General features: G+C 53.7%; 12 protein-coding genes. 7 read left to right on the top strand and 5 right to left on the bottom strand.

Annotated elements, in window-relative coordinates; translation table 11 throughout:
* Positions 1-52: 52 nt before the first annotated feature.
* The 4 genes from J2Y43_RS28530 to J2Y43_RS28515 all read right to left on the bottom strand — a co-directional run bounded on the left by J2Y43_RS28530 (position 53) and on the right by J2Y43_RS28515 (position 10,117).
* Entirely contained in the window at positions 53-3,283 is a 3,231-nt protein-coding gene (locus J2Y43_RS28530) for a DUF6298 domain-containing protein (RefSeq protein WP_309990600.1), read from the bottom strand.
* Positions 3,284-3,290: 7 nt separating this feature from the next.
* Positions 3,291-4,988, bottom strand: a complete 1,698-nt coding sequence (locus J2Y43_RS28525) for a polysaccharide lyase (RefSeq protein WP_309990597.1) — start codon at positions 4,986-4,988, stop codon at positions 3,291-3,293.
* A gap of 237 nt (positions 4,989-5,225) precedes the next feature.
* On the bottom strand, positions 5,226-6,974 hold the full coding sequence (locus J2Y43_RS28520; RefSeq protein ID WP_309990595.1) for a RagB/SusD family nutrient uptake outer membrane protein: 1,749 nt from the start codon (positions 6,972-6,974) through the stop codon (positions 5,226-5,228).
* A 14-nt stretch (positions 6,975-6,988) separates the two neighbouring features.
* Positions 6,989-10,117: a SusC/RagA family TonB-linked outer membrane protein gene (locus J2Y43_RS28515; protein ID WP_309990593.1), complete on the bottom strand. Its 3,129-nt coding sequence runs from the start codon at positions 10,115-10,117 to the stop codon at positions 6,989-6,991.
* Positions 10,118-10,580: 463 nt separating this feature from the next.
* Between J2Y43_RS28515 and J2Y43_RS28510 the strand changes: the two genes are divergently transcribed.
* Complete coding sequence (locus J2Y43_RS28510) at positions 10,581-11,063, top strand: hypothetical protein (protein ID WP_309990591.1); 483 nt, start codon at positions 10,581-10,583, stop codon at positions 11,061-11,063.
* A 74-nt stretch (positions 11,064-11,137) separates the two neighbouring features.
* Positions 11,138-12,163: an ankyrin repeat domain-containing protein gene (locus J2Y43_RS28505; protein ID WP_309990588.1), complete on the top strand. Its 1,026-nt coding sequence runs from the start codon at positions 11,138-11,140 to the stop codon at positions 12,161-12,163.
* On the opposite strand, the gene J2Y43_RS28500 is transcribed toward J2Y43_RS28505, so the two are convergent.
* Complete coding sequence (locus tag J2Y43_RS28500; RefSeq protein ID WP_309990586.1) at positions 12,129-12,332, bottom strand: hypothetical protein; 204 nt, start codon at positions 12,330-12,332, stop codon at positions 12,129-12,131. The genes J2Y43_RS28505 and J2Y43_RS28500 overlap by 35 nt on opposite strands.
* A gap of 73 nt (positions 12,333-12,405) precedes the next feature.
* Here J2Y43_RS28500 and J2Y43_RS28495 point away from each other — a divergent pair, with 73 nt between their 5' ends.
* From J2Y43_RS28495 to J2Y43_RS28475, 5 genes are all read left to right on the top strand, one after another.
* The gene (locus J2Y43_RS28495; protein ID WP_309990584.1) at positions 12,406-13,650 is read left to right on the top strand and encodes an ATP-binding protein; all 1,245 of its coding nucleotides are present in this window, start codon (positions 12,406-12,408) and stop codon (positions 13,648-13,650) included.
* A 16-nt stretch (positions 13,651-13,666) separates the two neighbouring features.
* Positions 13,667-14,440 carry an exodeoxyribonuclease III gene (gene xth, locus J2Y43_RS28490; protein WP_309990581.1) on the top strand — a complete coding sequence of 258 codons (774 nt, stop codon included), beginning with the start codon at positions 13,667-13,669 and terminating at the stop codon, positions 14,438-14,440.
* Between the two features lie 21 nt (positions 14,441-14,461).
* Positions 14,462-15,181, top strand: coding sequence for a hypothetical protein (locus J2Y43_RS28485; protein WP_309990578.1), 720 nt, complete (start codon positions 14,462-14,464; stop codon positions 15,179-15,181).
* A 63-nt stretch (positions 15,182-15,244) separates the two neighbouring features.
* On the top strand, positions 15,245-16,246 hold the full coding sequence (locus J2Y43_RS28480; protein WP_309990575.1) for a hypothetical protein: 1,002 nt from the start codon (positions 15,245-15,247) through the stop codon (positions 16,244-16,246).
* Positions 16,247-16,567: 321 nt separating this feature from the next.
* Positions 16,568-23,689, top strand: coding sequence for an SDR family NAD(P)-dependent oxidoreductase (locus tag J2Y43_RS28475; RefSeq protein ID WP_309990572.1), 7,122 nt, complete (start codon positions 16,568-16,570; stop codon positions 23,687-23,689).
* The last annotated feature ends 1 nt before the right edge of the window (position 23,690 follow it).

The following is a 23,690-nucleotide window of genomic DNA, read 5'->3' as shown; positions in this document are numbered from 1 at the left end:
AAGCCCGCGAGTCCGATACATATTATTCCAAAACCAATTTTTAAATACCCCATTACTTTTTCGAAAACCAATAGATCACGGGCCCTGCCTCTTTGGAAGACAGTGAAACCAGTTTTCCTCCTTTAATTTTTTCTGATTTAGCTAAAACAGCACCCGTACGTGCATGGATGCGTTGCATTTGATAATGACCATTGAACTGCGTCAGATCCACTTGCAAAGGCGCATTTACTTCCTGATAAATGACCAACCCCTCACCTGGTTTGGTCAAAATATACTGCCGGTTATCCTGCGGCAGATCTTTCATCTCCAAAGGCTCCATCCCGGAAACGGCCCGCAAAAACCCGTTCGGTAACTTAGGCACTGCGCTCGCCGACCCACCTCCCAACAGCACCGCCCAGGCATTTTGCTCGGCGCCATTTGCATTGTAGAGCACCGCTTTCGTCGGGTATTTCTGTTTGTATTCCAAAACGGCATTGTACACTGAGCCGAACGACACTTTACCCACTTTTTGAATGCGCGCATGCTGGCGCGGAGCCAGGTTTTTGCCACCTTCCGGTGCATAATCGGTGCCATTTTCTCGCCGGTGCCAGTAGCGAATGTCGATAATGTCCACCAACGCGGCATATTTCGGATCGCCGAGGATCGCGTCCTGCACATCTTTGGTCGTACTTAATGCTACCCATGCATTTTTGCCCTTCTCCCGCTCCCATTCGCCGATCACATCCAGCCAGAACTGCACAAAATGCAGCGGACCGGTATATTCGGCGCTAATAAACTGGATCACACTGCTCTGGTCCACGAAATTATCCAGACATTGCCGGATATAGGCCCGGTGCAATGCTTTTCGCTCCGTATTTGAAATGTCATAAAACTGATCGGCGATGAAAATCCGCTTGTCACCCGCGTAAGGCGGCGGCTCGGGGAAACCGGGCTGATTAATATTGTTGGCAGTCCGCCAGGGGAAATCGGCGTAATGCGCGCCGGCTTCGAGGATGTTATGCTGGAAATAGTTTTGGTGATACAATAAAAGCCCTTTCTGATCGGCCAGCGTTGCAAACTCGCGCAGGCGGTTCCAGTACCATTCATTATAATGCTGCAAATCGTACTTGCTCAGATCATCCCAGGCGCCCCCCTGGCCACTTCTCGCAAACGGCTGTTCGTAAAACGGCGGCCAGGTTTCACCATCAATGCGGCGGATGCGCTCGTGGTCGTCGCGGCGGCGGTCGTACCAAAGGCCATAGTTGTGGTCCACAACGGTAACGTGCTGTTTTTGAAGCGAGTCCGTCATTTCCTGCAAATCGTCGGTAAATCCTTTTCCCACGCGGCCGGGCACGTAGCGGGTAATGTGCGGCTTGGCGGCGTTTACATCATGCGGACGGATGCTTCCGCGCCACCACGGTACCTCGTACCGCGCGCCAGTAACGAGTTCGTTTCCGCGCACCAGTCGCCCGTTGCGGATGGTTAATGCGGGTTGTGTGGTAGTGTTTTTTGTTGAAGTGAACCCAATTTCGTCAATGGATTTAACTGCCGGTGCAGAGCTTGTGGCTGACTTTTTAGCCGAATGTCCGGTTGCGGCAACAACCGCTTCCGTCTCTACTGCAATCGTAATCGGGTTGTGCTGCGCAGCCCGATCGATCCAATCCGCCAGCAAAACGGCGGGTTTGTGTGAACCTTCAACCAATGCGGCCGCTTGTTCCAAACTGGGGCTGCTGGATGCTTCGGTCTCCTTCGGTACCAGGAAAGCTCTGGCCGAAACGTCCTTTCCCACACGCTCGGCCAATTGCGCATAGTACAGGCTTCGCGGTTGGATATGCTCATTCACATTCTCCCAGAAACCATCCCCAGCAAAAGTCGCCCACGCCCCGAATGCAAAGTTCTGCGCTCCCGGCGGCGCGAAATTCTCGATCCGTGAGGCCGAGCATTGCCAAAACACCGAGTTCGCGGCCGTCCAGCCCGCACCCTGCCCGTCCTGGCCCCGGTTTTTAAAACTCAATGCATTTCCATCTACATGCACAATATCAAACAGCACACCGGAAGCCCAGCTATCAATGGCCCCGCTGAACCCGTTCGGTAACCGCGACTCGCATTGCACGAATGCATTCGGGCCGGGTGCTACATAGCCGGTGGCAAAATCATGCAAGCCATTTTCGGCATAACAACGCTGGAAAAGCGTTTGCCCGCCCTGCGTAAAAAAGGTGTTCCGCCGCTGCCCGGCAATTTCCGAAACCGGTTCCAGCGACTTGCAATCTTCGACAGTAACCTTCGACGCCGACTCGTAAACTGCTACCGCCGAACCGGCCAAATGCCGGAAAGTCACCTGCCGTACCCAGGCATTTTCAGTATTTTCAAATGTGATGCCCATCCAGCGATGGTTTTCGTCTTTCAAGTTCTTTGGATCAAATGTCGATTCAATGCGGATGTTTTCAATTCCGATATGACTAATGCGGCCTGCCCATTGATAAGGCACTACAAACCCGCCGCCCATTTTATGATCCAGCGCAGTGGTAATCGGTGCATCGATGGTAATGCTGCTACCCGAAATGGCCGTCACAGTTCGGTCCCAGGTAATATCGCGCTGTCCCGGTTTCCAGCCCAGCCAGCCGGTTTCACCGCCAAATTCCTCCATTTTCAAGGCTTTGATCCACTCGGCAGTGGAAGGTCGCACAACGCGAACCCTATCGCCTACTTTCAGCGATCCCGCATTTTCGACTTCAAAATGCATTGCATTCACCGGCACATGGTCATTGGTAACGCGCAGTTTAGGTTTTAATACCACATGATCTTCCCCGAAAATCCGGATCACAGTCTCCCGCGTACGCCCATCGCCCAGCAGCACAGTGCCGCCCTCACCCGTTCCAGTCCCCCGCAAAACAACCCCTGACTTCCTCATGACAATACCTGACAAAACCCTGTGCGTACCGGCACCCAGCAACACCGCGCCGCGCAAACCGTTTGCATCCAACGGCAACCCACCCACGTAATCGATCGCCGCCTGAACGCGCGCCGTAGCATCGCCCTCTCGGGCAGGCACGGTTACACGGATGGGCGCGTCCGGGATTGCCTGCGCACCGGCCATGTAGCCCGCATACGAGAAATCGACTATGCGGTTGCCAAGCGAATCGGGCGCATAGGCCAGCCGGCCATCCTCCGCCAATGCAACCGGTGATGCCTTTTGGGGCTTCTTCTGGCCGAATGCAACGGGTGCCAAAAGAAAATACAATCCTGTCAGCGACAGGACCGTATCGAATTTCATCACCTTAACCAAGTATCTCAGTCTGTCCAAAGCAATACTATTTTTGGCCCGGCGCACCTTTCAGCGAAGCCAGGGTATCATGGTTGTTTTTCGGGTTTTTCCAATCCATTTTCTTCTTCGGATCGATGCCGTTGATGAATTTCTCGATGTTGGAATAGCCATCGCCGCTCATATCTTTCCGCGCGTCCGACGGGTCTTTCGGGTTCAAACCGTACTTGATCTCCCAGTCGTTGGGCATGCCGTCGTCGTCGGAATCCTGGTACGGAGTGCCTTTGTATTCAGGGTAACCCCCTACCTGCGAAATGTCGGTGATAATGCCGTTTTTGTAGGAATCAATCGGCAGGCGACGGTGCTCGAACTGCTTCTCCGGCAATTTTACGTTATCCAGCGGATTGATCTTTCCTGTACGTACCTGCATGGTCACGCGTGCATCCACGGGGTCGCGGCGCGGGAGTGTGGCACCTGCATTCGCGATCACGTAGTCGAACGACTCCTTCGCGGTCATGATCGGGAACGTCGGCATCGGCAGCGGCTCGTGCCAGCGGATATTGTCGGTGTACTTGCCTGCATTCGGCTGATCTTCCACCTGCACGCCGCCGTCCCAGTTGTTTTTGGTGACCTTGTCGTAGCCCTCCATAATGTTGCCGCTCACGTAAGCACGGCCGTAAACCTGGTATTTCAGCTTGCTGCGGCCTGCTTCCGGTTTCAATATGCGGTAGCCGATCGGCGAGTCTTTCGGCGTTTCGGGGCCGGGCTTGAAGTAGTTGTTTATAATATTATACATCGCGCGGTAATCGCCGCCGTCGATGGACCGGTGTACCCAGTTGAACACCACATTGTTTACAAAATTGAATATCCCGAACCAGCCGATCGACGGGTTACGCCCTGCATTATTCGCCCAAAGGTTGCGCATGAACGTGCAGTTTTCGCCGCCCAATGTGCTGCCGAATGCGTGGTTCCAGGTATCGAGTGTTTCGGAGAAAATCGAGTTTTGAATGGTAATGTTAACGGTCGGCAGCTTCTGCTCCTGCGCGCCGGTGCTGTCGTTGTACATGTGCCGGTACATCGACATGTTTTCGTCCAATCCCCAGCTCGCCGACACGTGGTCGATCATAATGTTGCCGATGGGGTTACCGCCGATGGAATCGTCGCGCCGGCCTACAAATGTCTCCCCGCGACGGAAACGCATATGCCGGATCACGACATCGTGCGTATTGATCCACACGCTCTCGCCCGCCACGCACACGCCATCGCCCGGGGCCGTTTGCCCCGCAATGGTAATGTAAGGCGCACGGATAATGAGCGGCGTTTTCAGACGGATAATCCCCGCCACATTGAACACGATAATACGTGCCCCGCCCTGCTCGCAGGCGTCCCGCAGCGTGCCCGGGCCGCTGTCCGCAAGGCTTTTTACCACATACACCTGCCCTCCGCGGCCTCCGAAACTGAATGCGCCACCGCCCTCGGCACCCGGAAATGCCGGGATATCGGACTGCGGCAAATCCACCGGACGCGCCGCCCAGGGAATGTAGGGCTTACCCTTTTTAGCCTCGGCTTCAATGATCGGCAATGCCTTCTGCCACGCGATTTCCGATTTGCGTTCGGCCTCCGCGAGGAGGGAATCGCTTGTTTTTTTGGCTGCGGCCGGGATTTTCGGGTACTGCGCGAAGGCAGCTGAGCCCAAAAGCAAGCCTGCTAATGCGAGTCGGAGTGAATGTTTGGGACTAGGATTCATATTTGTCAACACGTTGATTTTTATGCTTGTTTGTTACAAATAATTAATTGTTAAAATATTACCGGCATCACAAATCACATCGCCCGGTCTACAAATATTGCGGTGCGCTGCACCTTCACGGTGAGGTGCAGAGCACCGTAAGAATTGTAGCACCGTAAGAATTGTAGCACCGTGAGAATTATAACACCGTGAGAATTGTAACACCGTGATATTTGGTCGTTTGATTCGGATCATTAATCATTTCAACGGATCAAACGTGCCGGAAGGCCAGCCAAGGTTCTGTTCGAGCCGTGGGTTGTTGGTCAATGCCTGCTGCGGGATGGCGAAGAAGTAATATTCCGGCTTCCAGTTGACGAGGTATTTGGTATCCAGCTTTTTAGGCACGATTTCCATGTAGTTTTTGTAAACAGAATCGAGATTCATACCGTCGCGTTTTGCGGCGAAATCTTCGGGAGCCGATGATTTCAGGTTAATCGTCACCCCGTTGCGGCTTTTGCCGTTCAGTACCGTTTCAAATTTCTTCCAGCGGCGCAGGTCGTAAAAGCGCTTGCCTTCGAATGCGAGCTCCACTTGTCTTTCGTGCAAAATGGCCTCAAACATTTCCGCACGGGACATTTGCGGGTTCAAACCATAGTACCCGTCCGCGCCCGGCTCGATGCCCGCACGTTTGCGAAGCGCCGTCAGTTGGGCATAAGCCTCATCCAGTTTGTTCACGCCGCAGGCTGCTTCCGCGAAGTTGAGCATGACCTCGGCATAGCGCATTTCGATCCAGTCGGTGCCTGCATTGGCTACTGCCCCCGCCGCGAGGTTCGGGTCGATGGCCTTGCGGCAATAGAAGCCGGTTGAGGTGGCTTTCTGCTCCACGGTTTTGTTATTTATAAAATAGGTCCACAAACGGTAGTTCGCATTGCCATTAATGGCCCAGGTAGCACCATTGAATGCAATGGTCTGGTTAAAGCGCGGATCGCGGTTTTTGTAAAAAAGCTGCGCGTCGTACCCCGAGCCCTTTTCATCGATATTCTTGCCGTTTTTCATCGGGAACGCCTGCTCGATTTCCCAGGTAGGCTGGTTAGAGCCCCCACCCGTACCGAGGTACGAAGGCCGCGTGCCATTATCCCAGGTCATATTCTTGTTGATCTGGTCGCCTACCTTGTTGTTATAGCAGGCCACCCAAACCGCCTCGGGGTTATTCACTTCCTGGAACCACAAATCACTAAAACTGCTGTGGAGCTTAAAACCATTCGCAGATAGCAATTCAATCGCCTTTTTGTTGGCATCATAGGCCGCCTGCCAGCGTTCGGTGAGGTCGTTGGGATTATGTTGCGGGCTCGCATAATGCAGCAGAATGCGGCCTTTGAAACCCGCCGCGGCACCGCTGGTAATGCGGCCCCAGTCGTTGGTATTGCTCCAACGGCCGGGCAGACTGGCGATGCTGTAATCGAGGTCTTCCACGATGAGCGCAATGCTCTCGGAAGTGCTGCTGCGCGGAATGGCGGCCTCTTCCTTGGCCTCTTCACCCACGCCTTCGAGGGGTTCGAGCACCATAGGCACGCCGCCGTAAAGCTGCACGAGGTCCCAGTAACGGAACGCCCGGAAGAACGTCACCTGGCCCATCAGGCGCTTTTTGGCATCCTCACTCAAACTACCGGTCGGCAGCTTGGCCAGGAACTGGTTGATCGACCGGATCTTACCATAGTTGTTCGTCGCATTCACACCGATCCCGAAATCCTGCACGGTATTCACCTGCACAGTGCCTTCAAAAAACCGGGTTTCACCGCCGATCTCGTCGGTGCATTTCAGGAAATCGCCGGTGGGCCAGGTAGGCAGGTTTTGGTCATACACATAATCCACATAGCCTTTCGCCAACAGGGTATCGTTGAAAACCTGCTCCTCGTTGAACGCCGAAAGGTCGGTTTTGTCGAGTATATTTTCGCAGCTCGTCAACGCCAGGCCGAGAAATGCTGCTATTATCCAATGCTTTTTCATCGCTGTACCGATTTTTAGAGTGTAAGGTTGAGTCCCAATGACCACGTGCGCATTTGCGGGTACACATTATAGGCGCCCGAGGCAGCCTTGTAGTCGTAGGGGTTGAAGAACGTGATCGGGTTCATGCCCACGCCAATGATTTTGGCCGAACTGATACCCAGCTTTTTGGCTACATTCTGGCTCAGCTGGTACGATACATTGAGGCTACGCATATTGAATGCAAATGCATTGCGGAACCAGAATGACGACACCATCGAGTAAGTTTCTTCCCAGTAAGGATCCGGATATTTCGCATTCGGGTTTTCCGGGGTGTAATGGTCCGCCCAGAAAACGGGGCGGGAAACATCCTTAGCCGCTTTTTTACGTGCATCGCCATCCACAATGCCCTGCCCGCCGAACGAACCGGCCGTTACCACATCCACTTTAAATCCTTTGAATCCAAAACCGAACGACAGACCGAACGTGTAATGGTTATTTTCCTTTTTGGTCAGATACTCCTGGTCATCCTCGGTGATCTTGCCGTCGGGAGCGGCATAGCTTCCATCGGTCTGGCGCGGGCCACGAATATCCTGATAATAAAGCATACCCGGTTTCGGCGCGTAACCCATAATGGTGTAATCCGGGTTCTTTTCCAGATAGCGGTCCACCTCTTCCTGCGAGCGGAACATACCCAGGTAACGGTAGCCCTGCAAGCCGCGGTCGCTCGACCGGCCGGTTGGATCCTGCCAGCTGCCGCGGTTGGTGGTAGCCACGTCTACGAGAATGTTCTTGTTGTCGCTCCAAGCGAGGAATGCACCGATGTTGTAGTCGATGTTTCTGCCGATGCGGTCGCTCCAACCCGTCGCAAATTCCAGACCGAAAGAGTTCACCGTCTCGTAGTTCTCAGCCGGCATCACCGAACCGATCGTAAGCGGTACAGACGAAGCGAGCGTGGTCAGCAAATTGTAACCGTGGTCGTGGTAGGCGTCGATGGTCGTCGAGAGACGGTTGTTCAGGAACGAGGCGTCGATACCGACGTTCTTTTTGGTCACATCATCCCAGCGACCATAGTAGTTAGGCAGCTTTTCGAGCTTGATGCCCACCGTACGGTCGCTGTTGCCGCCGAACACGGCGCCATTGGAGGCCTGCGGCGTGTAGCGTTGCAGCCATTGCCACGCCGCAGTGCGGTCGCCGCCCAGGAAGCCGATCGACGCACGCAGTTTCAGGTTGTTGATGAAAGGTAATTTTTCACGAAAAAAGCGTTCTTCGGACATCACCCACCCTGCCGAAAGCTGCGGAAATGTGCCCCAGCGGTATTCAGGCGCAAATTTCGTGGACGCATCGCGGCGGAACGAAACCTCGAACAGGTAACGGTCGGCGAAAGAGTAGTTCAAACGGCCAACATAAGAAAGGATACCACTCTCGTTCGCCGCATTCGGGCCAATATCCTTGGCTCCAAATGCCGACATCAGGTAATCGTTACCGCCTTCGAAAATGCCTTCCTTCATCGTGGCAATGCTTTCGGTGTAAATCTCCGATTGCTCCACCAGCGCCAGGGCGCTTACGGAATGCCGTCCGAAATCGCGGGCGTAGCTCAGGTTGAAGTTCAGCTGGTAGCCGTCGGTATAGCCCGGGTTGAAACGCAGGCGGTCGCCGTTGTTGAGACGGGTAGGCGCATTGGGTGTACCACCGAAAATGTGCTTGTTTTCGCCCAGCATCGAGAAACCGTATACCTTGTAATAGGTGCCGAACTGCTTACCCCAGTCGTTGCCGAGGTTCTTATTGTACACCGTGCGGAGTTTCAGGCCGCGGATGAAAGGCACATTGTATTCCAGGTACGCATTCACATTCAGCACCACATTGCGGGAACGGGTGTAGTTGTTCAGTTTCTGTGCCTCGAAGAAATGGAAACCTGTTGCGCCCGAGCCGCCCGGCAGCAACACCGGCAGGCCATCCACGTAAGGCGGGATGAACTGCGGCGTGTTGAGGAGGTTGGTCACATCTTTTTCCACGTTCTCGCCGCCTTGTTTGAGGTAAAACAGCTTGTTGTCGGACAGGTTACCGCTTACACCCAAACCTACTCGGATATGCTTCGTCACGTTCACGTCCGTGCTCGCGCGGAAGTTCCATTTCTTGTAGCTGATGTTATCGACATTCCCGTTCTGAGCAAAGTAGGTGGCGCCCGCAAAGAAGGTCGCCCGCTCGGTACCGCCGCTGATATTCACCGCATGGCGGGTATTCAGCGAAGGCTTCCAGGCCATATCGAACCAGTTATGGTTGTTGTTTTTGAAATATTCGAGCTCGTCGGGCGAGTAGTATTCCGGATCGTTGGGCGCCAGGCCGCGGCTGCGGTTGAAGTCGTTCAGGTAAGTGGCCAGCTGCACGCCGTCCATCATTTTGGATTTATAGGCCGCATCCGAAACGCCCACGGTAGTCGTATAACTCACGGTCGGCTTGCCCGCTTTCCCGCGTTTGGTACGCACCACCACTACCCCCAATGCCGCACGCGCTCCGTACACAGCGGCCGCGCCGTCCTTCAAAATAGACAGGTTTTCGATCTCGGACGCATCCAGCAACTGGAAATCCGCTTCCGAACGGATCACATCGTCGATAATGTACAGCGGAGAGTTGCTCCCGCCGTCTTTGGAAGCTTTTGTGGGGTTACGGATCACAATAGACGCAGGCGTACCCGGCCGGGCCGTACCGCCCGAAATATTAACACCCGGCAGCTTGCCGACCAATGCAGATGAAATGTCGCCCACGGGCAGCTCGTCGACATCTTTCATCTTCACCGTCGCGACGGCCCCAGTGAGGTGTGAGCGTTTCTGTTCGCCATAACCCACCACCACTACATCTTCCAGCGCTTTCACATCCGGTTCGAGCACCACCGTGAGCGAGCCCCGGTTAGCCACGTCGATCGTCTGTTTCACAAACCCTACGTAGCTGATAATCACGTTAGCGCCGCTTTCGGGCACATTCAAAGTAAACTTTCCCTCGGCGTCGGTGGCGGTTCCCGAGTTGGTCCCCGAAATAAGGATCGAAACCCCTGGCATCGGTTCCTTCGAAACGCCATCGATCACAACCCCTTTCAGCACGCGGTTCTGCGCATGAGCGGCCAAAGCCGCCAGCAGCAAAGTGAAGATGAGTAGAAGTGGTTTTCTCATGTAATTGAGTCATTTAGAATATAACTATTTCAAGACAATCGCCGGTTTTCATTGATAAAGTCCAATTCAAACCACGATCAAGTCTATTTAAGCCACCTATTTCAGCCAAGCATTTGGCAAGATTTATTTCTGCACACGATACCGGGAACGTTTGCAGTGGGTAGTAGAAATTCTACCCAAGCAGATGTTAGTGTAAAATAGACACATTTTCGATTATTTGCTTTTGTTTTAAAATTGAAAAACAATCGAAGTATATATTGTACTATTCAAATACTCTGTCGCTACGATTGCTGTATTAATCGCAACGGTTTGAAAGCGCTCGGAAACGACTTTCCGCACCTGAATGGCTTATCAAGAATCGGTATAAATCCAAATTTCTATCCCCAGGGCACAAAAAGCAGGCAAGCCGTTGAATCCGTCCCGGAAGCTGTGTATGTTTGAATGTGCGCTACTTAGAAGGGTTATGGTGAAGCAAAAAGTCTATCGAAAACACATACAACTTACTGAATTTCAAATCAAAAGATTATACGAACTCAGCGAGTTCGACGGGATCGACCCGGCGGAGCACGCTATGCGTGCCATCGACGCCTATCTGAAAAGTAAGAAAACCGACGTGCCTGTGAAAAGTCAGGCGCAGATCCGTACGAAAGTAAAGGACCAAAGCAACGATCCGCAGATCGAAGGTGCGGTATGGGTGTCAGGAACTGTGAACCAGTACGAGTTCTCGGCATTGATCCTGAAAACACCGGCCAAAACGGCCATGGAAAAGGGCCGAATTTCCAAACTCTCTATCTGGGACCCGGCGGTTAGGAAAGCGACGAACAACTTCATCGGCGCTTGTATCGTCAATTACGACCGTGGCTGGGATATCCGTCCGAGCCGTCGCGCGGAAATCTATTACCACCCCGTAAAGGCCATGCTCGACGAATTCATCGCCGCGCATTAGGCGGGCGCCTGGCCGCTCAATAAATAGCTGATCGACTTATCCCGGAGCAATACTCCGGCTTGCTAATTTGCGGCATGAAAACAATCACCCTCGTCAGTTGGTGCCTTCTGGGCCTCTACACGGCAATACTCATCGGATTGCTGCTATTTGCCCGATCGGGTTCCTCCGACGACCGCATCGCCAGCGGGTACGTGATCATGCTGTTTATTCCGCTCGGCATCCTGGCGGCCATTAACCTGCTTCCATTCCAGTTTACGCGCATATTGGTGCTTGTACTCAGCGTTGCACCCGCCGTGATGGTCGTGATCATGCTGATCGCCTCGCCGATCGTTCAGAAATGGCGCAGTGCCAGCTGGGCCGATGAAGACAGTGCACGGGCCAACGGCTCCTATTATTTCAAAGACGCGCCCCGGCAAAAACTCGCTGCCGATATTGCCTCGCTCAACGCCGAACAGCTTCGCGCCGACATGGCCCAGCCCGTTCCAGACCTTAACCAAACCGGCCGTGAACAGGTTACCCTGCTCGATTTCGTGGCCCTGCAAGGCTTTGAGGCCGATCCGGCCCGATTAATCGCATGTTTTGACGTGCTTCTGAAAAAAGGAGCCCGAATCGATAACGGCGATCCGACACACTCGCCCACGCATTTCAGGGTAATCGACTACGACCCTGCTATATTGAAATGGTTTCTCGAACACGGTGCCGATGCCAACGCCCGCGAAGCCGGAACCGGAACGCCCATTCTTTTCCAGGCCATCCACCGAGACAGGTCCGACACCACCAAAACGGAGAAGGTCAGGCTGCTGCTCGAACATGGTGCCGATCCCAACATCATTCCGCCCCGGCAGGACGAGCGCGTCATTGTTACCTCCATGCTCATGTCCGCAGCCAGCGCCGAAGCCTGGGACATTTGCAACGTCATGCTCGATCACGGGGCCGATCCGCATTACAAAACGCAGAGCGGCTGGGATATTTTTCAGGCGGTAGACTACCAGTCGAAACAGTTCACCAGCTGGGGACAAACCCCGCCCTCCGGTTTTACAAAACTCGCGGAACGCCTGGCGGCCCTCAATGCGAACGGAGATAAAAATACGCGGCAATAAATGCGATAATCGCGGCAATGGGGCCCAACACGAACGCCGCCGTCATGGTCGCTTCCATCGACTTATCGTGCGTATTCGACGACAATTTATTGATCAGGAAATACCCTCCTACCGCCCCTACCAGATAAGCCACCACTGCAATAAGCAGGGAAAGAAAGAAAATTTTCATAAGAAGTAAGTTTAGGTTATCCGGGACCCGGCACCTAAATTTACTAATCCACCCGCTATCCCACATTGAAAAAATGGTACAACCTGACGACTTTTTATTTGCCGACGTTGAAAAGGTAAACCAGATACCGATCGTCAGAACTGTGCTGGAAGTGATCTGTCGTTCAACGGGTATGGGGTTTGCCGCCGTAGCGCGTGTGACGGAAGACCGGTGGATTGCCTGCTGTGTGCAGGACGAAATCGGCTTCGGACTGAAACCCGGCGAGGAACTGGAAATCGGGACGACGATCTGCAATGAAATCCGCGACAGCGGGAAAGCAGTAGTTATCGACCATGTGGACGAAAATGAGTTTTACAGCGGGCATCCCACACCGAGGATATACGGTTTCAAAAGCTATATTTCGCTGCCTATCCTATTAAAGAGCGGGGAGTTTTTCGGGACACTGTTTGCCATCGACCCTAAACCCAACCAGTTGCAGAACCCGCGCGTGATCGGGATGTTCCACCTTTTTGCCGAACTGCTGGCCTTTCACCTCGACAGCCTCTCGCTCATGGAACGCACCCGCACGGCCATGCACGACCTGGCCGAACAGCTACTCGTGTCGGATGATGAAAACAGACAGTACCGCCATATTTCGAGCCACAATTTACAGGAACCACTTCGCAAGCTGCGGGTTTTCAGCGATATGCTGGTAAATGCCACCGACCGTTACGAAGCCGAAAAAGCCAAAGAACTGGCCGTCAAGATCCGCAGCAGTGCGCAGCAGTTCTCGATGATGATCAAAGATTTGTCCGACTTCTCCGGCCTCAGTAACAGCAATGCATTTACGCAGGTGCACCTCGACCACGTCCTGGCCGACGTTACCTCGCAGCTGATGTCGCAGATCGAGCGGCGGAATATCATCGTCGAAACCGACCGCCTGCCCTCCATTATGGCCATTCCCGAACAAATGGAGCAGCTTTTTTTTCAGCTGCTCGACAATGCAGTTAAGTTCGCGGGTCATGAAAATCCACCGCGCATCCGCATTACCAGCCGGGAATTGGAGCTGCATGAAATCGATGATTTACTGCCGGAACCGCTTCAAATGGCCTACGTGGAAATCAGGGTGGAGGATAACGGCGTCGGAATAGCAGATTCTCAGCTGGAAAAAGTATTCGATATTTTCGCCCGCCTGCCTACCGGCTCATTCAAGCAGGGCGAGGGTGTCGGGCTGGCCTATTGCCGCAAAATCGTGCGAAACCACAAGGGCATTATCAAAGCCGAAGTCAATCCCGGAAAGGGCACGACATTTGTAATCATGCTGCCGTTACCCTATTAAACCATTCAGGTCGATTATGAAAATTGCTACTTACAACGTCAATGGAGTGAACGGCAGATTGCCCGTACTGCTGCGCTGGCTGGAAGAAACCGCGCCCGATATTGTGTGCTTGCAGGAACTGAAAGCGCCGCAGGAAAAATTTCCCGAGCAAGCCATCCTGGATGCAGGCTACAAGGCCATCTGGCACGGACAGAAAAGCTGGAACGGTGTGGCAATCCTGTCCCGGGGCGAACTTCCCCGCGAAATCCGCCGCACGCTCCCGGGCGACCCGGAAGACGTCCATAGCCGCTACATCGAGGCCGAAATCGGCGGACTAACAATAGGCGGCTTATACCTGCCGAATGGCAACCCGGCGCCAGGCCCGAAATTCGATTACAAGCTGCGCTGGTTCGACCGCCTCCATGCACATGCGGAAAGCCTCCTGGCAGCAGGCAAACCCGTGCTGCTCACCGGCGACTTCAATGTAATGCCCACCGAGCTGGACGTTTACAAGCCCGAAAGCTGGGTAGACGATGCGCTTTTCCGCCCCGAAACCCGTGCAGCATTTGCCAAATTGACTGCCCAGGGCTGGACCGACGCCATCCGCACCTTATACCCCAATGAAAAGATCTACACTTTCTGGGATTACTTCCGGAATGCCTTCGCGCGCAACGCCGGCCTGCGCATCGATCACTTCCTGCTCAGCCCGCAACTCGTACCCAGGCTCGCGGGCGCAGGCGTGGACAAGCAGGTACGTGGCTGGGAAAAAACCAGCGACCACGCGCCGGTATGGATCGAATTAAAAGACTAAACTCACTCTGGCGCCCTTCTCATGAAAAACAAACTAACCCTTTCTCTCCTCGCATTGCTGGCAATTTGCCCGTATTTCACTCATTTACAAGCCCAAAAGGTATTCAAGGTAAAAGCGGGTGAATTTCCCGACAGGGTCATACCCTATGCCGACCGCTACCAATTCAGCCGGTTCACCACCGGCAAAGCGGAATTCATCGGCGGGCAAACCTCCCAGGCTCGTTTCAATTACAACTACATCGGCGGGCATGTGCTCTTCGTCGATGCAAAACTGGATACGCTGGAAATCATCGATAAAGCGCTTCTGAAAAGTATTACGATCGGGAATAAATCGTACCGGTTCGACAAGCGTTTCGGATACGCCGAGGTATTAAACAGTTACGGTCGGGCAATGCTGGGTAAGCGGGAAGTGCTGGCCAGGATAGGCACCGAAAAAGGCGGACCGTACGGCATTTCCTACACCGCGTCGTCCGTCACGACCTACCGCTCCTATTCCAGCGACCAGGCGCAAACCAGCAAAAAGCTCAATACCAATGCAGAAGGCGTGTTCACCTACCGCACGGCCCATTACCTGATCGACAACAATAACCGTTTCTACATTCCCACCGCCGGAAGCATCAGAAAGCTTTACCCGGCAAACAGGAAGCAGATCGACCAGTATTTGCACGAAAATCCCGTCAATTTTGGGAAAGAACAAGACCTCATGCGGCTGCTCGATTATTGTGATAAATTAACAAAATAGTTTCGCCGCAACGCTTCCAGTGCACATTGTGTCTCTCGGTAGACAAACTTAAACCGCTCGTTTATGAGAAAGCTCCTGCCTGTTATCATCCTCTTTCTGGTGTTCAGTTGCTGGCCTCCGGGTATGGACCCGGACAAAAAAGAAGGCAAGTTCCTTTCAGACGTCGTTAATCTGGAAGAATTTAACTCAGAGTATGACGATTACAATTCTTCTTTGCCGCTTAACAGGCACGGCGAGGCATATCTTGTGTTTTCTTCGAAAAGGGACAGGAAGAACCTCCTGAACCTGGTGCACACTCGTGCCTATATGGATTATGACAAGCGATTGAGTCTTAAAAAAGGCTTAAAGCCAACAGTCGGTATATATTCCCGCGACATTTATAGTGATGTAGGGCAGCTGGTAGACAAGGCAAACGGCAATTTCAATGTGTACGGTCCGAGGCTGATTTCCATTCGGGATGACTTTTATTTTTTCGGTGATGCGAAAGATGATCTGTTTCTTTTCTATGCCGATGATTCCTCGGGTAAAATGGATATTAAGTATGCCAAACGCGGCACCTCCGGGGCTGAGCCAGTTGAATATCTCAATTCTCCGGCAAATGACGCCTACCCTAGCTTTTCCTGGATGGGCGACCGCCTGTACTTTTGCTCCGACCGCGGCGGCAACTTCGATATTTACGAAGTAAAAATCCCCCGTAAGGATACAGAGCATATTACGATAGAAAGCCTGGTTGCGCCCGCCCAATATGAGTTAAGAAAAGTCGAAGAGCTTTCGGGCCCGTACAACGACAAATGCCCTTATATCCAGGATGACATGATGGTTTTCGTTTCCGATCGCCCCGGCGGACAAGGAGGTGAAGACATTTATTATTCCGAATACAACGACGGGAAATGGTCGGCGCCGGTCAACGCCGGGCCGCGGATCAATTCATCCTATAACGAGTACCGTCCTATACTTCCGCGCTTGTCGAATTTCAACTACTGGCTAATGCTCTTCTCGTCGGACCGCCCCGGCGGCAAAGGAGGCTACGACCTCTACATGACCGGCCTCAAACGCTTTTGGTAACCCGGGTATTGCAGGTAAGCAATTGTTAAAAAAGCCGCTATCGCTGCCTATGGCCAGCGGGGCGGCTTTCTCTTTTATCGCGCTGTCAATCAACGTTGTCGAAATGTTGAAATTATTTCACAAATAAATACCACGTCAGTGACGATTTCTTGTAGTAAGATTTCAATTTGACATTCGAAGTAATTTCTCGTATTATAATTTACGTATATTTCGCCATGAACCGGACGATATCAGTTAAAACCATCCGTAATTCTCCTGACCCGCCAGCTACCACCTCCAACCCAAGCTGATTTATAGAGACTTACTAAAAAGAACTACGTTATGAAAAACCTGGAAATGATCGGTATAGGCCCGATGGAGCGACCGGATGTGGCCCTGGCACTAGCGCTCTCAGAAGCCGGAGCTTTCCCAGTAATCCACCTTGGACGAGATCAACAAATAGCTACGAGCGCACTGGGGAAAATGACCGCCAAAAGCAAAAAACCATTTGGCGTATGTTATTCCGAACACACCCCTCTGACGATCACTTTACCTGAACAAGTTAAACTAGTAATTCTACCATATGGTCTGACTTTTCCTAATCCTGCCAATTCTTTCCAAGTCATTTTCCAGGTCCGCAGCGTAGCCGAGGCGAAACAGGCAAAAGCAGCCGGTGCAGCGGGTATCATCGCCAAAGGCAATGAAGGGGCCGGCCTGGTGAGCAACGATTCGTCGTTTATTTTGTTTCAACGTATAATGAGGGAGGTTAGCGACATTCCGGTTTGGGTACAAGGCGGGATCGGCGTTCATAATGCGGCGGCGGTTACGGCCCTCGGCGGGCGCGGCGTGGTACTCGACAGCCAGTTGCTTCCTTTCCCCGAATGTTCAGCGCCGGCTTCACTTAAAACGATCAGCGAGAAGCTGAACGGCAATGAAACCCGCGTAATCAACGGATTCCGCGTACTCGTTCGGCCCAACTCCCCGGCGTTGCCCGCACAACCCGTTCGCGCAGACCTGCACCCATTCCTGCACACACTCGATCTCGACCGGGGCTATGTCCCTATGGGGCAGGATATTGCGATCGGTACCGACCTTTTTAAACAATATAAAAAGCTTCCGCGCCTCGTATTTGCCTTCAAGGAGGCAATGTACGGCCATTTGCGGCAAGCCAAACACCTCAATCCGCTGGCTGCCCACAACGCGCTGGCGAGGACGCTCGGCACACACTACCCTATTGCACAAGGCCCTATGACGCGCGTCAGCGACGTGCCTGCTTTCGCCGCAGCCGTCGCCGATGCCGGCGCATTGCCTTTTGTAGCATTATCACTTCTAAAAGGTGAGAAAGCCCGCAACCTGATCCGCGAAACCCGCGAGCTCGCAGGCGACAAGCCCTGGGGCGTTGGTATCCTCGGCTTTGCAGACCAGGAGCTGCGTGAAGAACAGCTTGGCTACATTACGGAGGAAAAACCGCCCGTTGTGCTGATCGCCGGTGGCCGCCCGTCGCAGGCGAAACCACTGGAAAAGTTGGGTATCAAGACGTTCCTGCATGTTCCTTCGGCTCCATTACTCGATATGTTTCTAAAAGAAGGTGCCAAACGGTTCATTTTCGAGGGGCGCGAATGCGGTGGTCACGTGGGGCCGCTTTCGAGTTTTGTACTTTGGGAAAAACAGATCAACCGGCTTTTGCAGGAAGAGCAGACGGAGCAGCTTGAAGTGTTCTTCGCAGGCGGAATCCACGATGCGTTTTCAGCCGCGATGATCTCCGTGATGACGGCTCCATTGGTTGCGCGCGGCGTCAAAGTCGGTGTGTTGATGGGTACCGCTTACCTGTACACGCAGGAAGCTGTTAGTACCGGGGCTATATTGCCGCAGTTTCAGATACAAGCTTTGGAACACACCGAAACCGTCCTGCTCGAAACCGCTCCCGGCCATGAAACCCGGTGCCTGGAATCGCCTTTTGCTGCCGATTTCAATACCGAAAAAGAAAGAATGGAGCAGGCTGGACTCGATAAAAAAGAGATTTGGGCAGAACTCGAAAAGCTCAACGTGGGCCGGCTCCGCATTGCTGCCAAAGGAATTGAGCGCCAGGCCGATAACTTGGTCGAAATCGGAGCGGAAGAGCAAATGAGCCGCGGCATGTACATGATCGGCCAGGCCGCCGCGATGCTCGACAAAGTAATGACCATGAACGAGTTGCACGAAGATGTTGTAACCGGCAATTACGCATATATCGGCCAGGCAAACCTGCCAAAGCCGCCAAGAAGGAAGAAAAAAGCATTGAACGTCGCGATCGTCGGAATGGCCTGTATTTATCCCGGTGCTCGCAATATCGAAGAATTCTGGGGTAATATCCTGGCTGGCAAAGACTGGGTAACGGAAGTCCCCGACGACCGCTGGAACAAGGAGCTGTACTACGATCCTACCGTTTCCGACGGCAGCAAGTCGCATTCGAAATGGGGTGGCTTTATTCCCAAAATCGATTTCGACCCGGTTGAATTCGGTATTCCGCCGCAGTCGCTGGCGGCTATCGACCCTACCCAGCTGCTGAGCTTGCTCGTAGCGAAGCAGGCGCTTGACAATGCGGGTTATGGCGCGGATGCAAACCGCGATAATGTGTCGGTGATCATCGGTGCGGAAGGCGGTAACGACTTGGCGAATAACTACGGTTTCCGCTCACTTTTCACCCAGTTTTTTGGTGAAATACCTCAGGAACTCGACGACGCATTGCCCAAACTGACCGAGGATTCCTTCCCCGGCGTACTGGCGAACGTCATTTCGGGCCGCATTACCAACCGCCTGAATCTCGGCGGACGCAACTATACCGTCGACGCTGCGTGTGCCTCGTCACTGGCAGCCATCGATCTGGCATGCCAGGAGCTGACCCTGGGCCGCTCCGAAATGGTCCTCGCCGGCGGCGCCGACCTGCACAACGGCATCAACGATTACCTGATGTTTTCCAGCACTCACGCGCTCTCCCGCAAGGGCCGCTGCGCTACATTCGACTCCGAAGCCGATGGTATCGCTCTGGGCGAAGGGGTAGCGATGGTGGTACTGAAACGCGAAGAGGACGCATTGCGCGATGGCGACACGATTTACGCTGTCATCAAAGGCGTAGGCGGTTCGAGCGACGGGAAGAGCCTGGGACTCACCGCCCCGCGCAAATCGGGCCAGGTGAAGGCACTGGAACGTGCTTACGACCAGGCTGGTATTTCGCCGGCCGAGCTGGGGCTTGTGGAAGCACATGGTACGGGCACAGTCGTGGGAGATAAAACCGAGCTCAGCGCATTGACCGAAATGATGCTGGCCTCCGGTGCATTGACCAGCCAGACGCATTTAGGCTCTGTGAAAACGCAGATCGGCCATACCAAATGCGCTGCGGGCCTCGCGGGCCTCATGAAGGCTGCATTGGCCGTGTACCACGGAATCAAGCCGCCGACCATTAACCTGAAAACGCCAAACACTTACTATAATCCGGAAACGAGTCCGTTCGCATTCCAAACCAAGCCCGCACTCTGGACGGACGACCGCAGGGTTGCGGGAATCAGCGCATTCGGCTTCGGAGGAACTAATTTCCATGCTGTGATCGAAAGCGCTTCCGCTAAAAAGCCGCGCAAATCGGTGAAGGCATGGCCGGCCGAAATGCTGGTTTTCCGCGGAGAAACACTTGCGGAAACGGAGAAACTTCTGAAGGCCGCCCATGACATTCTGGAAAATGATTCGGTTTCATTGCGGGATGTGGCTAACAGCCTGAATTTGTACAATGAGAAGCCGGTGCAGATTTGTATTGTGGTGGAAAATCACTTCGACGCCCGTGCCAAACTGAGCTCTGCGCTTTCTTATGCCAAGCAGAGCTTGGCGACATCGACTGGCACGAAGGAGACCTTCGCGCCAGTCGGGAAGGAGACCTTCGCGCCAGCAGGTTCGGGAGCGAAAGGCATTTACTATACTAATACAACAGCCGGTAAGGTAGCATTCATGTTCCCTGGCCAGGGTAGCCAGCGCGTGGATATGGCGCGCGATTTGTTCGTAGCATTTCCCGCGATGCGGAAGTTGTTGAAAAAACATCCTGCATACCAGCATATCATTTTCCCGGATGCCGTTTTCGATGAGCAGTCGGCGAAGGCTCAAAAAGAGAAAATCAAGGATACCCGCCTCGCGCAGCCACTGTTGGGTATTGTCGACCTGGCGATAGCAGAACTGCTTAGGGATTTTGGCATACAACCAGACATGGTAGCCGGGCATAGCTACGGGGAATTGCCCGCGTTGTGTTTTGCGGGCGTGTTTGAAGCAAACCAGCTCGTTCCGCTCAGCGAAAAACGGGCAAAGTCCATTCTCGACGCAATCGGCGACGACAACGGCGCGATGGTGGCCGTAAACTGCCCCGAAGACGAGCTGACGCGCATTGTGTCGGAGATCAACCATATTTACCCGGTGAACCACAATTCACCGCGCCAGTGGGTACTCGCAGGCACCACGCCGGCAATCGCCGGACTGACCGCGAAACTGACCGAACTGAAAATATCCTTCCGCCAGCTGGAAGTAGCCTGCGCATTCCACAGCCCGCTTTTGGCCGGTTCAAAAGAACTTTACGCAGCGGTATTGAGCGACGTAACATTCAGTGAACCCACGCTCACCGTGTGGTCGAATACCACTGCGGCGCCCTACCCTGTTTCGCCCGAAGCTATTAAGGAACGTCTGGCCGATCACCTCGTGCGACCGGTCCGTTTCTCGGAGGAAGTGGCACAGATGTACGAAGACGGCGCACGTATTTTCGTCGAAGTAGGCCCGGGTAAGGTCCTTACCGGTCTTACCAAATCGATTTTGGGCAAAGAAGAAATTTGTCTCCACACCGAAGACAAAGACCAGCCGGGTATCGTGCAGCTGCTGCACACCCTGGCTGGCTATGTCGCCACCGGCAGGAATATTGATTTCAACAAACTGTTCGATGACCGCGACGCAAGCGTGCTGGACCTCGACAAACCGGAACAATACCGCAAGAGCATCACAACCTGGCTCGTAGACGGCCAAATGGCACTTCCACTGAACGGCAAGCTACCCGACCACGGCGCATTACCGGTGACTGCGCCTTTGAAACTGGCCGCATTCCAGCAGCCAGGCGCGCTCGCTGCCCCCGCCGGTACCGAAGCCGAACGCGTTGTGCACGAATACCTCAACAGTGTCAAATACCTCATCCAGGCGCAGCGCGACGTGGTACTGGGTTACCTCGGCCAGTCGGTGCCGCCTTCGAGAAATATTGAAGTCTACGACTCTGCATTGAGTGGACTCGCAGCCAATGCGCCTGCTCCTGTACCCATTGTGATTGAAAAAGCCGCAAGGGAAGCACAACCTGCCGCGACCCACGCGCCGGTGAAAGCGGTGATCGATGTGAAATCACTGGTAATGCAGGTGATTAGTGATAAAACAGGCTATCCGCAGGAAATGCTCGGCATGGATATGGACCTCGAAGCGGACCTGAGCATTGATTCCATCAAACGCATGGAGATCATCGGCGAACTGCGCAAGCAACTGGGCGGCTTCGAAGCCGGCCAGGAAAGCGAGGAGACCGTGATCGAACAGCTTGCGGCGATCAAGACATTGAATTTGCTTGTCAACTGGATTACCGAACACCAGCAAGCCGCAGCCACCCCGGACACCCCACCTACGACGGAGGTGCCACTGAGCAAGCTGTCGATCACCCAGGATGGTGTGATTGAAGAATGGTCGGAAAGCCGCATTAAATCGGTGCTGCTGGAAGCGGTGAGTGCCAAAACCGGCTACCCGCAGGAGATGCTCGGCATGGACATGGACCTCGAAGCCGACCTGAGCATCGACTCCATCAAGCGGATGGAAATCATCGGCGAGTTGAAAAACAATATCGACGGGCTGATCCGGATCTACCAGGAACGGGGTGAGGAGCTGGTTGAAAAACTGGCATCCATTAAAACGCTCAATGGGCTCATCGACTGGCTGTCCGAAGCATTGGGAGGCGCGCAGGATTCTATCCAAAAAGCAGAAAGTCTGAATGTCGTTCCAGCCCCGAAAGCTGTTTTAAATGAAAAATTATCACGCCTCCGGTTCGAACTGACGCCATCGGTGATTCCGGCACTCAACCCGGCGATCCTGAAAGGCAAACGCTTCGCTGTAACCGACGATGCGGGCGAGGTAGCGGCAGCCGTAAAGGCGCTTTTCGAACGGAATGGCGCGGAAGTGCGCATTATTTCACCCGACGATTCGCTCCAAGGTTTCGACGGCTTGATCATCCTCAACATTTTCACCTCCCGCCTGAAACCAACCATTATCGAATCGTTCTCGCTGATCAAAAAGCTGGATTTCAGCAAAGTGAGATGGATTTACACGATCTCCGACACGCAAAGCGCATTCGATAAGGATACCGACGTGAAGCTGCTTCGACACTTCCAGGGCTATGCAGGACTGTTGAAGAGCCTCGATAAGGAATATGAGGAGACCAAATGCCGGCTCGTGAGCTTTACATCGCAGCTTTCGGCGGATAAAATCGCGGAGATTACCTTAACGGAAATCCTGCATACCGACGAGCCTTGCGAGGTGATTTACGATGGCGGTAAGCGGCAAACAATGGAAATGATCCGCTCGGAAATTCAGACCGGCGCCGATCCGGACATTCACCTCGACAAGAAATCAGTGATACTCGCGCTCGGTGGCGCACAGGGCATTACCGCGGAGCTGATCGTACGGTTTTCGAAAGATTACCCTTGCAATTATGTGCTCGTAGGCCGCTCCGCCGACCCGCGCTCCCGTGCAGACCAATCGTTAGCCGGTTTGAAAAACAAGGAAGAAATCCGCAAGCGACTCATTGCTTCCGGCGAGCTGAAAACTCCGGCGGAAATCGAGAAGAAAACGGAAGAAATCCATAAGGCAAATCAGATCCTGGGCACCATTTCGGCCCTCGAAGCCAATGGTTCGACGGTAACCTACCACTCTATGGATTTGCGCGACGAAAAAGCCTTGATCGCGATGGTGGAAGGCTTGTACAGCCAATATGGCCGGATCGACGGCGTGATCCATGGTGCGGGTTTGCTCGAAGATAAGCTGTTCCACCAGAAAACACCGGAGTCGTTCGAGCGGGTAATGTCTACGAAAGTGACGCCACTGCGCGTGCTGGCCGAGCATTTGAAAGATGATGTCCAATTCGTGACCCTGTTTTCGAGCGTGGCGTCGGTGTACGGCAGCCGCGGGCAAACAGACTATGCCGCTGCCAACAGCGTGCTCGATAAGTATGCCTGGGAACTGCGCAAGAAGATCAAAGGCAAGGTAACGGCCATTAACTGGGGCCCGTGGAAGGGTACCGGCATGGTGTCGCCTTCACTCGAAAGAGAATACGAACGTCGCGGCATTCCGCTGATCCCGCTGGGTGACGGCATGGAAACATTTGTCAATGAACTGAAATACGGTACCGAAAGCCAGGTCCTGATCATGGCCGAATAGG

Source organism: Dyadobacter sp. BE31 (assembly GCF_031457695.1).
GTDB lineage: Bacteria > Bacteroidota > Bacteroidia > Cytophagales > Spirosomataceae > Dyadobacter.
The sequence above is the reverse complement of the archived record's forward strand: the minus strand, read 5'-3'. Positions and strand labels throughout refer to the sequence as shown.

Bases quoted from the DNA above. Each gene is read 5' to 3' on its own strand.
- J2Y43_RS28515 (WP_309990593.1), bottom strand. From the start codon at position 10,117: ATGAGAAAACCACTTCTACTCATCTTCACTTTGCTGCTGGCGGCTTTG.
- J2Y43_RS28480 (WP_309990575.1), top strand. From the start codon at position 15,245: ATGAGAAAGCTCCTGCCTGTTATCATCCTCTTTCTGGTGTTCAGTTGC.
- J2Y43_RS28520 (WP_309990595.1), bottom strand. From the start codon at position 6,974: ATGAAAAAGCATTGGATAATAGCAGCATTTCTCGGCCTGGCGTTGACG.
- J2Y43_RS28475 (WP_309990572.1), top strand. From the start codon at position 16,568: ATGAAAAACCTGGAAATGATCGGTATAGGCCCGATGGAGCGACCGGAT.
- J2Y43_RS28525 (WP_309990597.1), bottom strand. From the start codon at position 4,988: ATGAATCCTAGTCCCAAACATTCACTCCGACTCGCATTAGCAGGCTTG.
- J2Y43_RS28485 (WP_309990578.1), top strand. From the start codon at position 14,462: ATGAAAAACAAACTAACCCTTTCTCTCCTCGCATTGCTGGCAATTTGC.
- xth (WP_309990581.1), top strand. From the start codon at position 13,667: ATGAAAATTGCTACTTACAACGTCAATGGAGTGAACGGCAGATTGCCC.
- J2Y43_RS28510 (WP_309990591.1), top strand. From the start codon at position 10,581: ATGGTGAAGCAAAAAGTCTATCGAAAACACATACAACTTACTGAATTT.
- J2Y43_RS28495 (WP_309990584.1), top strand. From the start codon at position 12,406: ATGGTACAACCTGACGACTTTTTATTTGCCGACGTTGAAAAGGTAAAC.
- J2Y43_RS28500 (WP_309990586.1), bottom strand. From the start codon at position 12,332: ATGAAAATTTTCTTTCTTTCCCTGCTTATTGCAGTGGTGGCTTATCTG.
- J2Y43_RS28505 (WP_309990588.1), top strand. From the start codon at position 11,138: ATGAAAACAATCACCCTCGTCAGTTGGTGCCTTCTGGGCCTCTACACG.